Here is a 12,189-nt window from a genome sequence, read left to right as displayed (position 1 = left end):
CCACATGAGCACGACCACTCAACCCGCCCAGCGGGGTTTCCTGCAGCGGATCGACCGCGAGCGGCTGGCACTGGCCATCGCGGCCCCGCTGCTGGCCATCGTCATCGCCGTGCTGCTCTGCTCGGCGCTGCTGGCCGTCGCGGGCTACGACCCGACCCAGGCCTTCAACATCATGGGCAAGTTCGCCGTCGCCTCCGACGGGCAGGTGGCGATCCTGAACAAGGCGACCACCTACTACCTCGCCGGTTGCGCGGTGGCCTTCGGCTTCCGGATGAACCTGTTCAACATCGGTGCGGACGGCCAGTACCAGCTGTCGGCGCTCTTCGTCGCCTACGTCGGCGGCACGGTGAACCTGCCTTCGTTCATCGAGATCCCGCTGCTGCTGATCGTCGCGATGCTGGTCGGCGGTGCCTGGGCGGGCGTCGCGGGTGTCCTCAAGGTCACCCGCGGGGTCAACGAGGTCATCGCGACCATCATGCTGAACGCGATCACCACCGCGATCATCGGCATGCTGCTGGTCCCCGGCATCTTCGTGCCGGGCAACGGCGGCGGCACCAGCAACACGGTGCAGACCAAGCAGATGGTGGCCTCCAGCAACTTCTTCACCATCAACACCCAGGGCGGCTCGCTCTACGGCTTCATCATCGTCGCGGCCCTGGTCGGCGTGGTGTTCCAGCTGGTGCTCACCCGGACCCGGTTCGGCTTCGACCTGCGGGCCACCGGCCGCTCCGAGTCGGCCGCGGCCGCCAGCGGTGTCAACGTCAAGCGCATGGTGCTGACCAGCATGTGCGTCTCGGGTGCGCTGGCCGGTCTGATCGGCATGCCCGACCTGCTGACCAACTCGCACTACTTCGGCCAGAACTTCCAGGCGGGCATCGGCTTCACCGGTATCGCGATCGCGCTGCTGGGCCGCAACAGCCCGCTCGGGATCGGCTTCGCGGCGCTGCTCTGGGCCTTCCTGGACGCGAGCGCGCCCACCCTGTCGGTGTCGAACTTCCCGCCGGAGATCATCAACGTCATGGAAGGCACCATCGTCATCTGCGTGGTGGTCGCCTACGAGCTGGTCCGCCGGTTCGGTCTCAAGCGTCAGCAGCAGCGGGTCGGCGCCCAGCTCGCCGCCGCCGCCGTGTCCGTCAAGAAGGAGGTGGCGGCATGAGCACCGCGACCGCATCCCGTCCCAAGCCCGCCGTCAAGGCGCCGGGCACGAGCGGTGGCAAGAAGCTCTCGCTGCCGGTCATCCTGCTGCTGATAGCCGGCGCGCTGCTGCTGCTGGCCGCCGTCGGCGCCGCCACCGGCAACCACTCGCTGACCTCCTCCGGCCAGGTCACCGGCGCGCTCGGTGCGGCGGTGCCGATCGGCATGGCCGGTCTGGGCGGTCTGTGGGCCGAGCGGGCCGGCGTGGTCAACATCGGCCTCGAAGGCATGCTGGTGGCCGGCACCTTCGCCGGCGCCTGGGTCGGCTACCTGGTCAACCCGTGGGTCGGCCTGCTGGCCGCGATCGCGGCCGGCGCCCTGGGCGGTCTGCTGCACGCGGTGATCACGGTCGGCTTCGGGGTGGACCACATCGTCTCCGGTGTCGGTATCAACCTGCTGATCCCGGGCATCTGCCTGTACGTCAACCGGATCTACTACGAGGACTACCGCGCCGCGGGTGCCGGTGCCAGCATGTCGCCGCCCACCCCCGCGCTGCCGACCATCACGGTCCCCGGGCTCTCGCCCTGGCTGAGCACGATCGAGGGCCACCACTGGTTCTTCGTCTCCGACGTCGCCGGCGTGCTGGGCGGTCTGGTCACCAACCTCTCGGTGGTCACCCTGGTGGCGGCGGCCCTGCTGGTGGGCAGCTACTTCGTGCTCTGGCGGACCACCTTCGGCCTGCGCCTGCGCTCCTGCGGCGAGAACCCGACCGCGGCCGAGTCGCTGGGCGTGAACGTCTACAAGTACAAGTACATCGCGGTGATCGCCTCCGGCGGCTTCGCGGGCCTGGGCGGCGCCTACCTGTCGATGGTCGCGGCGAGCATCTACCGCGACGGCCAGACCGGCGGCCGCGGCTACATCGGTCTCGCCGCGATGATCTTCGGCAACTGGCTGCCGGGCGGCCTGGCCACCGGTGCGGGCCTGTTCGGCTTCACCGACAGCCTCCAGCTGCGCGACCCCGACTCGGTGCACGTGCTGATCCTGGTGATCGCCCTGGTGCTGGCGCTGCTGGCGCTCTGGCAGGGCTACCGGCGCAGGTTCGTCCCCGCGGTGGGCTCGCTGGTGGCGGCTGTCGCCATGGGCGTGTGGTTCGGCACCACCGACGCGGTGCCGCGTCCGCTGATCGTGGCCACGCCGTACGTGATTACCCTGGTGGTGCTGGCGCTGTCCGCTCAGCGTCTGCGTCCGCCGAAGGCCGACGGTCAGATCTACCGCAAGGGGCAGGGCAAGTGACGAGTGCGCAGGCGTCTTCCGCTTCCGGCCCGGCCGACGGTTCGGCCGACGGCCCGGTGATCGACTGGCAGGCGCTGCGCGCGGCGGCCCGGGACGCGATGTCCCGAGCGTACGCCCCGTACAGCAAGTACCCGGTCGGTGCGGCCGCGCTCGTCGACGACGGGCGGGTGGTGACCGGCTGCAACGTGGAGAACGCCTCGTACGGCCTGGGCCTGTGCGCCGAGTGCGGCCTGGTCTCGGCGCTGGTCGCCGGCGGCGGTGGCCGACTGGTCGCGTTCTCCTGCGTGGACGGCGCCGGGCAGGCGCTGATGCCGTGCGGGCGCTGCCGCCAGCTGCTCTGGGAGCACGGCGGTGCCGAGCTCCTGGTGGACCTGCCCTCGGGGATCAAGCCGATGACCGAGGTGCTGCCGGACGCGTTCGGGCCCGAGCGGCTGTAACCCCTTCGCCGGGCGGGAATTGGTAGTAGCCGCGCATGGTGTGACGCGCGTAGAGTGGCAGGTGGGGGCGGCAGAGCAGCAGCCGCCCCCATCTTCTTTTTCTGTCTTCCGCTGCCTTCCTCTCGCAGGTTTCCCCCCTCCTGGAGCACGCTCATGGACGTCATCTCCGTCATCACCGCCAAGCGCGACCGCCGCGAGCTGACCGATGATCAGATCGACTGGGTGATCGACGCCTACACCCGTGGTGTGGTGGCCGACGAGCAGATGTCCGCGCTGGCGATGGCCATCCTGCTGAACGGGATGAACCTGCGGGAGATCGGCCGCTGGACCGACGCGATGATCCGCTCCGGCGTCCGGATGGACTTCGCCGGCCTCGGCATGCCCACCGCCGACAAGCACTCCACCGGTGGTGTCGGCGACAAGATCACCCTCCCGCTGGCCCCGCTGGTCGCCGCCTGCGGCGCCGCCGTGCCGCAGCTGTCGGGCCGGGGCCTGGGCCACACCGGCGGCACCCTGGACAAGCTGGAGTCCATCCCCGGCTGGCGGGCGCTGCTCTCCAACGACGAGATGATGGACGTGCTGCGCCACTCGGGCGCGGTCATCTGCGCGGCCGGCGACGGCCTGGCCCCCGCCGACAAGAAGCTCTACGCGCTGCGCGACGTGACCGGCACCGTCGAGGCGATCCCGCTGATCGCCTCCTCGATCATGTCCAAGAAGATCGCCGAGGGCACCGGCGCCCTGGTGCTCGACGTCAAGGTCGGCTCCGGCGCCTTCATGAAGAACCTGGCCGACGCCCAGGAGCTGGCCCGCACCATGGTGGGCCTGGGCCGCGGCGCGGGCGTCAACACCGTCGCGCTGCTCACCGACATGTCCACCCCGCTCGGCCTGACCGCGGGCAACGCTCTGGAGGTGCGCGAGTCGGTCGAGGTGCTGGCCGGCGGCGGCCCGGCCGACGTCGTGGAGCTGACCATCGCCCTGGCCCGCGAGATGCTCGCCGCGGCCGGTGTGCAGGGCAAGGACCCGGCCGACGCGCTCAAGGACGGCTCGGCCATGGACCACTGGCGCCGCCTGATCAGCGCCCAGGGCGGCGACGTGGACGCCCCGCTCCCGGTCGCCCGCGAGCAGCACGTGATCCCGGCGCCGGCCAGCGGCGTGCTGACCGCGCTGGACGCCTACGCGGTGGGCGTCTGCGCCTGGCGCCTGGGCGCCGGCCGCGCGCGCAAGGAGGACCCGGTGCAGGCCGGCGCGGGCGTCGAGATGCACGCCAAGCCGGGCGACACGGTCACCGCCGGCCAGCCGCTGCTGACCCTGCACACGGACACCCCCGAGCGCTTCGACTACGCGATCGAGGCCCTGACCGGCGGCATCGACGTCGCCCCGCACGGCACCGAGTACACCCGCACGCCGCTGGTGCTGGACCGCATCGGCTGAGCCGGCGGACGGCGCCCGTGACGGGCGCACAGGTCGACGGGCGGTGCGCGGGGGGCGCACCGCCCGTCGTCGTTCGGCCATGCTGTCCCAGATGTACATCTGCTACATTGAAGACATGAGTGAGCCCGTGGTCGAGTCGATGGCCGAGGTGCGCAGTCATCTCGCGGACGTCATCGACCGCGCCAGTCGCGAGGACACCCCGACGATCATCACCCGGCGCGGCAAGCAGGAAGCCGTGGTGCTCGACATAAGGGAGTACCAGCGGCTGCGCGAGCTCGCCGAGCGGGCGGAGGACGCCTGGCTCGGGCGGTTGGCCGACGAAGCCGAAGTCGAGGGCAGGGAGGGGTCCGTCTCGCTCGAGGAGATGGCTGCTCTGCTCCGCGCCCACCACGCCTGATCCGCATGGGGTACGTCACGAAGTTCACCCCGCACGCCCAGCGGGACATGCTCAGGATCCCGCGCTCCGACGCTGTGCGGATCCTGCATCGCCTCACGGACCTTCAGAAGGCGCTGGACCGCGGAGAGACCGATGCGTTCGACATCAAGGCACTTCAGGGTCACAGCGCCCGGTGGCGGCTCAGGGTCGGTGACTACCGCATCGTCTACACCGTTGAGGCGGGCGAGCTGATCATCTGGGTGCTGGCCGCGGGCAACCGCCGCGAGGTGTACCGCGGCCGGTAGCAGGCTGCCCCCTGGTCCGGACGTCAGCGTTCCACCTGGAGGCTCTGGCACGTCCAGCTCAGGCGGCGGGGGCCCCAGAAGGACGGGGCCGGGTGGTAGGTGCCGTCGGAGACGGAGAGGTTGACGATCAGGTAGGCGGACCAGTCGGTGCCGACGCCCGCGCCGTCCGCGAAGCAGAGGGTGTCGCCGACGTACCAGTCGACCGAGTCGGCGCCGAACCGGGTCGAGACCTGCACGGTGGCGCCGGGGGCGACGCCGTCCGAACTGCCGTGCCAGTACGAATTGGTGCCCGCCAGGTGGTTGCTGAACTCCAGCAGGTCGGGGTGGTCGGGGTGGTACTCGAAGACGTCGACCTCGTTGTCGCCGTCGCGCCAGGTCCAGATGGCGGGCCAGGCGCCGGTGCCGGTGGGCAGCACGACCCGGGCGGTCAGCAGATCGCCGCTCCGGAGCTGGAAGCCGCCCGGACTGCCCTCGGTGGTCAGCAGGTTGCAGTTCCACAGGCGGCTGAAGAAGCCGCGGGTCGCGGTGAAGACTCCGCCCGGGCAGTAGGCGGGGACCAGCCGGTCGAGCTTGTGGTCGCCCTGGTTGGTCGGCCCCATGTTCGGATAGGCGCTGGTGCGACCCGCCACCCACTGCTCGGGCGAGGTGAAATCGGCGTCGAAGACCACGGCCATGACTGCCTCCCTGTGTGCACACGGTGATATGCCCGCGACCGGGGGCGATAACCGCTGCTGGGAGGGGGCGTGCGGTGATCGACGCCGGAAGTCGGCCGGCTCAGGACGAAGACCCCTGCGCCCTGCGGTCGATGAGCACCTGGACGCCGTCGAGGATGCGGGTCAGGCCGAAGTCGAGCGGGTCGAGGGCGGTCGGCTCGAACGCGCCCTGGGTGATGGCCGCGGTCAGGGCGGGGAACCGGTCGGCGTGACGGTCGAGCAGTTCGCCGGTCAGCCGGCCCCACTCCCGGTCGTGCTCCTCGTCGAAGTCGGCCAGCTGCTGGGCGAGGTTGCGCACCAGTCCGACGATGAGCAGGGAGACCTGGTGGCGCTCGGCGGCGGTCAGCCCGGTGGTCTCCAGGGCGCCCAGCGCGGCGTCCAGCCAGCTGAGTTGACCCGGACCCATGGCCTGGCGGCGCATCGCGGTGGCCGCGAGCAGCCAGGGGTGGGCCTGGTACACGGCCAGTGAGCGGCGGGCCCACTCGGCGAGTCCGGCCCGCCAGGCCTGCTCCACGGTGGTGAGGTCGGGGCGTTCGGCGAGGACGACGTCGACCATCAGCTCGACGAGTTCGGCCTTGCCGGGCACGTACCGGTACAGGGCCATGGCGGAGACGCCGAGTTCGGTGCCGACCCTGGTCATCGACACGGCGTCCAGGCCCTCGGCGTCGGCCAGGGCCACGGCGGCCCCGGCGATGCGGCGCGGACTGAGGGTGGGCTTGGGCCCGCGGGTGAGCTGATCCTGCTCGCCCCACAGCAGTGCGACACCGGCGTGCAGGTCGCGCGCCTTCTCCGAGCGGATCGCGCCCACCGCCGCGACGATCGACGAGTGGGCCGAGGGCACGGCGTTCCAGCTGCCGTTCTTCGTCTTCCAGGGCGAGCACGACGTGCTGACCCCGCCCGCGCCGGCCAAGCGGTTCTTCGACGACGTCAGCGCGCCGGTCAAGGAGTTCGCGCTGATCGAGGGCGCGAGCCACTTCGCGTCCTTCCGGCGGCCCGAGCGGTTCCTCGACCTGATGCTCACCAAGGTGCGCCCGGCGGTCACCGGCGAGCTGATCGGCCGGTAGCCGTGCCGGTGCCGGTGCCGGTGCCGGTGCCGGGCCCAGGGCCTGTCCGGTCAGGCCTGCCGTGCCAGGCCGAGCCGCACCGCTCGCTCGACCGGGGAGCAGTCGCCGTCCGGGCGCTCGAGGTCGAGCAGGCCGGTGGGCAGCAGCGGGGGCTGGGCGAGGAAGCGCGGAGTGGTGCCGTGGTGGTCCTGTGCCGCGTGGATCAGGAACGGGTGGCAGAGGTAGACGTCGCCGGCCCGACCGGTGGCCAGGGCGAGCGGCCGGTCGGGGGCGTCGAGCCGGCCCGCCTCCTGCATCGTGGTGCACAGGGAGAACAGGTCGGTGCCGCGTTCGCCGAGCGGCTCCAGGAAGGGCGGCACGTCCAGGTGGGAGCCGACCTTGATCCGGGTGGGCGCGTCGTCGGCGCCGGTGTCGGAGAAGAGGAAGAGCATCAGCAGGGCCCGGCCCCGCGAGCGCAGGTTGAGCCAGTGGCCCTGCTCGCCCTCGGGGGTGAAGCTGCCGTCCAGGTGCCACCCCGTGTCCCCGGCCTCGCCCGGGTGCGGGAAGCGGATCGGGAAGGTGCCCAGTCCCGTGCGCGGCACCCAGCGGCCCGCACCGACGAGCTGGTCGAACGCGCCGTGCAGGCGCGGCGTGGTGGCGGCCCGGGTGAACAACTCGCCGCCGTAGCCGCCGAGTCGAACGACCGGCTCGGTCCAGCCGGCCGGGTCCGCCGGGTCCAGTCCGGTCTCGCGCCACAGGAAAGCCCGGCACTCGTCGGCGAGTTCGCGCGGGAAGGCCTCGGGGAGGTGGACGTAGCCGTCGGTCACGAACCGCTCGACCTGCTCGTCACTCAAGATCGCCGTCACGGAGGCGATTCTCCGGGGCCCACCGGCGGGCGGCAACCGGGTTTCCGCCGCCGCCCCGGGCACTCGCTACGCCGTCAGCAGCCGGGCGCGCAGCTCCGCGACCAGTGCGTCGTCGGCTCCGAGGTGCGTGGTGGCGTACCCGCCCACCGAGCCGTACGTGGCCCGCAGGTCGGCCAGGAACAGGCGCATCACCTCGGCCGGCGCCCGCCCGTAGCCCGGCCAGCGCAGCGTCCGGTCCGGGTGGGCGGCCTGCCAGTCGGCGCGCAGCCGGTCGGTGGCCAGTTCGGTGAGGGCGAAGTCCGCGAGGATCTCCTCGTCCGCCACGCCGAGCAGGGCCAGCACCAGCGCCGCGAGCAGGCCGGTGCGGTCCTTGCCCGACGCACAGTGGAAGACCAGCGGAGCGCTGTCCGAGGCGATGATCTCCAGGGCCTGCCGAAGCTCCTCGGCGCCGTCCAGCGCCACCTCCGCGTAGCGGTCGGCGAGGAAGCGCCACGGATCGAGGGCCGGGTCGATCTGCGCCTGGTCGTAGGGCCGGTGCTCCACGCTGAGGTTGACGTAGCCGAGGCCCATCGCCTGCGGCACCCGCCCGCGCCGCTCGATCTCCCAGGGGTAGCGCAGGTCGATCACGGTGCGCACGTCGAGGGCGAGGAAGCGGTCCCAGTCGGCGCCCCGCAGCTTGGCGAGCGAGTCCGACCGGTACAGCCGCCCCCACCGCACCGACCGCCCGTCGGCCGCCCGGTAGCCGCCCAGGTCACGGAAGTTGTGCAGCCGTTCGAACTCGATGTGCCTCATGCGCGCCACCCTAGGGCCTCCCTGGGGGCGGATCGGACGGGGTGTCAGATGCTGTCCTGACCTCCCCGCCCTCCCGGTCGGCGATTGCCTGAGTGGAGTGGGTGCGGATCTGACGGCAGCGGTCCTCGGCCGGCCGGCAGCGTACCGACCGCCGCCGCCCGTCGTCCGGCGTAGCTCGCGTACGCCGTCACCGCGCCGGCCAGGGCCATCGCCACGAGCCCGACGGTGGCCGCGCCGGACCAGCCGACCGCGTGGTAGGCGTCGGCGCCCACGGTGCCGCCGAGGCTGTTGCCGACGTAGTAGGCCATCAGGTAGAGCGCCGAGGCCTGGGCCCGGCCGTGCTGGGCGGTGCGGCCGACCGCCGAGGAGGCGGTGGCGTGGCCGGCGAAGAAGCCGCCGGTGATCAGCACCAGGCCGAGCAGCGCGCAGGGCAGCGAGTCGACCAGCGAGACCAGCAGGCCGGCGGTGGTCAGGCCGATCGCGACGTACAGCGCGCCGCGGCGGCCGAGCAGCGCGGTCAGGCGGCCCGCGGCGGCGGAGGTGCCGGTGCCCACCAGGTAGACGACGAAGATCGAGGCGGCCACCGACTGCGGCAGGTGGAAGGGGGCGCCGATCAGCCGGAAGCCGGCGCAGTTGTAGACGGCGCCGAAGACCGCCATGAAGAGCAGGCCGAGCGCGTACAGCCGCAGCAGCAGCGGGTTGCGCAGGTGGGCGCCGATGGTGCGGGACAGCGCGCGCGGGTCCACCGGGGTGCGGCGGAAGTGCCGGGCGGCGGGGATCAGCAGCCGGAAGGCGAGGACGGCGAGCAGCGCGAGGACGGCGGCCGAGGCCAGGCCCCAGCGCCAGCCGCCGACCGCGCCGGTCCAGCCCGCGACCAGCCGCCCGCCCATGCCGCCGATGCTGTTGCCGGCCACGTACAGACCCATCGCCGAGGGCAGCGCGCTCGGGTGCACCTCCTCGGCGAGGTAGGCCATCGCGGTCGCGGGCAGGCCGGCCAGCGCCGCACCCTGCAGGGCCCGCAGCACCACCAGCGCGCCGAGCGAGGGGGCGAAGGGCAGGGCGACGGCGATCAGCGAGGCGGCCAGCATCGAGCCGGTCATCACGGCCGTGCGCCCGTAGCGGTCGGACAGGGCGCTGGCCGGCAGCAGTGCCAGGGCCAGGCCGAGGGTGGCCGCCGAGGTGGTCCAACTCGCCTGCCCCGGCGTGATGCGCAGGTCGGTGGCGAGCAGCGGGAGCAGGCCCTGGGTCGCGTAGAGCAGCACGAAGGTGGCGACGCCGGCGGCGAAGAGCGCGAGGTTGGAGCGGCGGAACTCGCGCTGCCCGGGGCGCAGTCGCAGGTCGGCTGCGGCTGCGGCTGCGGCTGCGGCTGCGGCGGTGGTGGCCGAGGCGGTGGCGGCTGGGGTGGGGTCTGCGGCAGGGGGAACGGCACCCGGGGCGGTGGCGGCGGATGCCTCGGTGCGGACGGGAGGCATGGGAACGACGGTAGACCCGCCGCTTTCCATGCGTCCAATGCATGAATCAGCCATAATCGATGCTGTGCCGCATGAGGATGTCCCAGCCGCCCAGCTCGCCGAACTCGACCCGCAGGCCCCGGTGGTGCGGCTCGCGCCCCGGCTGGCCCAGTTCGCGGCGGTGGCCCGGCTGGAGCACGTGACCAGGGCGGCCGAGCTGCTCGGCATGCCGCAGCCCACCCTGTCGCGCGCGATCGCCCGGCTGGAGGCCGAGCTCGGGGTGGCGCTGCTGGCCCGGGAGGGACGCACGGTGCGGCTCACCCGGGCCGGACACCTGCTGCTCGGCTCGGTGGAGCGGGCGCTGGGCGAGCTGGAGCGCGGGGCGCGGGCGGTGGCGGCCGAGGCGGATCCGGCGGCGGGGCGGGTGGCGTTCGGCTTTCTCCACACCATGGGGACGGACGCGGTGCCGGGGCTGCTGCGCGGCTTCCGCGAGGACCACCCGCGGGTGCGGTTCCAGCTGGTGCAGGACTACGTGGCGGCGATGCTGGAGCGGCTGCGCGCGGGCGAGCTGGACCTGTGCCTGGTCTCGCCGCTGCCGGACGACCCGCAGCTGACCGCACGTCCGCTGGACGAGCAGGTGCTCCACCTGGTGGTTCCCGCCGACCACCGGCTCGCCGGGCGGCGCAGGATCAGGCTGGCGGAGGTGGCCCAGGAGCCGTTCGTGGCGCTGGAGCACGGCTACGGGCTGCGCCAGATCACCGACGACTTCTGCGCCGAGGCCGGGTTCACGCCGCGGATCGCCTTCGAGGGGGAGGAGGCGGAGACGCTGCGCGGGCTGGTGGCGGCCGGGCTCGGGGTGGCGCTGCTGCCGCCGGGCACCGCGCCCCGGCCGGGGGTGGTGGACCTGACGGTCACCGCGCCGCGCACCAGGCGGGCGATCGGGCTGGCCTGGGTGACGGGGCGGCCGCTGACGGCGCCGGCCGAGGCGTTCCGGCAGTTCGTGCTCTCGCGGCGGGGGCAACTGCTTGCTCAGGGGTGAGCGACGGCAGCACGGAGTGAACGAGCCCTGTGACGTGGCGAGTAGGAATCTACGCGCGTAGGGGCTACACTCCCGCAATGCAGAACCAGATCCCCGTTCCCGCGGGCACCACGGCCCCGCGTACGCCCACCGCCGACCAGATCCGCCGCGCGCCCAAGGTGCTGCTGCACGACCACCTGGACGGCGGCCTGCGCCCCGAGACCATCGTCGAACTGGCCGCCGCCTGCGGTTACGAGGGGCTTCCCACCACCGACCCGGCCGCGCTCGGCGTCTGGTTCCGCGAGGCCGCCGACTCCGGTTCGCTGGTCCGCTACCTGGAGACCTTCGCCCACACCTGCGCGGTCATGCAGACCCGCGAGGCGCTGATCAAGGTCGCCGCCGACTGCGCCGAGGACCTGGCCGCCGACGGCGTGGTCTACGCCGAGGTGCGCTACGCCCCCGAGCAGCACCTGGAGGCGGGCCTGAGCCTGGACGAGGTCGTCGCGGCCGTCAACGAGGGCTTCCGCGAGGGCGAGGCGAAGGCCCGCGCCAACGGCCACCGGATCAAGGTCGGCACCCTGCTCACCGCGATGCGGCACGCCGCCCGCTCGCAGGAGATCGCCGAGCTGGCCAACCGCTACCGCGACGCCGGCGTGGTCGGCTTCGACATCGCGGGCGCCGAGGCGGGCCACCCGCCGACCCGCCACCAGGGCGCCTTCGACTACCTCAAGGGTGAGAACAACCACTTCACCATCCACGCCGGCGAGGCCTTCGGCCTGCCCTCGATCTGGGAGGCCCTGCAGTGCTGCGGCGCCGACCGGCTCGGCCACGGCGTGCGGATCATCGACGACATCACGGTGAACGAGGACGGGACGGTCGCGCTCGGCCGCCTGGCCGCGTACGTGCGTGACAAGCGCGTCCCGCTGGAGATGTGCCCCACCTCCAACCTGCAGACTGCGGCTGCGAGTTCGTACGCCGAGCACCCGATCGGGCTGCTCAGCCGGCTGAAGTTCCGGGTCACCGTGAACACCGACAACCGGCTGATGAGCGGCACCAGCATGAGCCAGGAGTTCGAGCACCTGGTGGAGGCGTTCGGCTACTCGCTGGACGACATGCAGTGGTTCACCGTCAATGCGATGAAGTCGGCCTTCGTGCCGTTCGACGAGCGCCTCGCGATGATCAACGAGGTGATCAAGCCGGGCTACGCCGAGCTCAAGGCCGAGTGGCTGTTCGGTTCGTCGGTCTGATTCGCGACCGAGTCCGAGGAATCTGACGTTCCGTCAACTCCGGTGCGCCTCAGGTCAAGTAGGACTGTATGACGGTTCACTCG

14 protein-coding genes are annotated in these 12,189 nt (G+C 72.4%); 9 read left to right on the top strand and 5 right to left on the bottom strand.

Annotation, left to right across the window (positions count from 1 at the left end):
- Positions 1-4: 4 nt before the first annotated feature.
- From OG294_RS16635 to OG294_RS16610, 6 genes are all read left to right on the top strand, one after another.
- Entirely contained in the window at positions 5-1,156 is a 1,152-nt protein-coding gene (locus tag OG294_RS16635; RefSeq protein WP_327067286.1) for an ABC transporter permease, read from the top strand.
- Complete coding sequence (locus tag OG294_RS16630; RefSeq protein ID WP_327067285.1) at positions 1,153-2,427, top strand: ABC transporter permease; 1,275 nt, start codon at positions 1,153-1,155, stop codon at positions 2,425-2,427. Before OG294_RS16635 ends, OG294_RS16630 begins: the two co-directional genes overlap by 4 nt.
- A 56-nt stretch (positions 2,428-2,483) precedes the next feature.
- The gene (locus OG294_RS16625; protein ID WP_327071575.1) at positions 2,484-2,864 is read left to right on the top strand and encodes a cytidine deaminase; all 381 of its coding nucleotides are present in this window, start codon (positions 2,484-2,486) and stop codon (positions 2,862-2,864) included.
- A 153-nt stretch (positions 2,865-3,017) separates the two neighbouring features.
- On the top strand, positions 3,018-4,295 hold the full coding sequence (locus tag OG294_RS16620) for a thymidine phosphorylase (RefSeq protein WP_327067284.1): 1,278 nt from the start codon (positions 3,018-3,020) through the stop codon (positions 4,293-4,295).
- A gap of 115 nt (positions 4,296-4,410) precedes the next feature.
- Positions 4,411-4,692, top strand: coding sequence for a type II toxin-antitoxin system Phd/YefM family antitoxin (locus OG294_RS16615; RefSeq protein WP_327067283.1), 282 nt, complete (start codon positions 4,411-4,413; stop codon positions 4,690-4,692).
- A 5-nt stretch (positions 4,693-4,697) separates the two neighbouring features.
- On the top strand, positions 4,698-4,976 hold the full coding sequence (locus OG294_RS16610) for a type II toxin-antitoxin system RelE family toxin (protein WP_327067282.1): 279 nt from the start codon (positions 4,698-4,700) through the stop codon (positions 4,974-4,976).
- Positions 4,977-4,999: 23 nt separating this feature from the next.
- On the opposite strand, the gene OG294_RS16605 is transcribed toward OG294_RS16610, so the two are convergent.
- Positions 5,000-5,650, bottom strand: coding sequence for a beta-glucanase (locus OG294_RS16605; RefSeq protein WP_327067281.1), 651 nt, complete (start codon positions 5,648-5,650; stop codon positions 5,000-5,002).
- A 100-nt stretch (positions 5,651-5,750) separates the two neighbouring features.
- A complete protein-coding gene (locus OG294_RS16600; RefSeq protein WP_327067280.1) occupies positions 5,751-6,530 on the bottom strand; it encodes a TetR/AcrR family transcriptional regulator in 780 nt (259 codons plus the stop codon).
- Here OG294_RS16600 and OG294_RS16595 point away from each other — a divergent pair.
- The gene (locus OG294_RS16595) at positions 6,487-6,753 is read left to right on the top strand and encodes a serine aminopeptidase domain-containing protein (protein WP_327071574.1); all 267 of its coding nucleotides are present in this window, start codon (positions 6,487-6,489) and stop codon (positions 6,751-6,753) included. The genes OG294_RS16600 and OG294_RS16595 overlap by 44 nt on opposite strands.
- A 50-nt stretch (positions 6,754-6,803) precedes the next feature.
- Here the strand turns inward: OG294_RS16595 and OG294_RS16590 are convergent, their stop codons facing one another.
- From OG294_RS16590 to OG294_RS16580, 3 genes are all read right to left on the bottom strand, one after another.
- The gene (locus tag OG294_RS16590) at positions 6,804-7,598 is read right to left on the bottom strand and encodes a phytanoyl-CoA dioxygenase family protein (RefSeq protein WP_327067279.1); all 795 of its coding nucleotides are present in this window, start codon (positions 7,596-7,598) and stop codon (positions 6,804-6,806) included.
- Positions 7,599-7,664: 66 nt separating this feature from the next.
- The gene (locus tag OG294_RS16585) at positions 7,665-8,390 is read right to left on the bottom strand and encodes a tyrosine-protein phosphatase (protein WP_327067278.1); all 726 of its coding nucleotides are present in this window, start codon (positions 8,388-8,390) and stop codon (positions 7,665-7,667) included.
- 44 nt (positions 8,391-8,434) lie between these two features.
- On the bottom strand, positions 8,435-9,862 hold the full coding sequence (locus OG294_RS16580) for an MFS transporter (RefSeq protein WP_327067277.1): 1,428 nt from the start codon (positions 9,860-9,862) through the stop codon (positions 8,435-8,437).
- A 37-nt stretch (positions 9,863-9,899) separates the two neighbouring features.
- Between OG294_RS16580 and OG294_RS16575 the strand changes: the two genes are divergently transcribed.
- Both OG294_RS16575 and OG294_RS16570 read left to right on the top strand, forming a co-directional pair.
- Positions 9,900-10,880, top strand: coding sequence for a LysR family transcriptional regulator (locus tag OG294_RS16575; RefSeq protein ID WP_327067276.1), 981 nt, complete (start codon positions 9,900-9,902; stop codon positions 10,878-10,880).
- Between the two features lie 77 nt (positions 10,881-10,957).
- The gene (locus OG294_RS16570) at positions 10,958-12,106 is read left to right on the top strand and encodes an adenosine deaminase (protein WP_327067275.1); all 1,149 of its coding nucleotides are present in this window, start codon (positions 10,958-10,960) and stop codon (positions 12,104-12,106) included.
- The last annotated feature ends 83 nt before the right edge of the window (positions 12,107-12,189 follow it).

It is taken from the genome of Kitasatospora sp. NBC_01302 (genome assembly GCF_035976515.1).
In the GTDB taxonomy this organism is placed as follows: domain Bacteria; phylum Actinomycetota; class Actinomycetes; order Streptomycetales; family Streptomycetaceae; genus Kitasatospora.
This window is presented reverse-complemented; position numbering and strand designations above follow the sequence as displayed.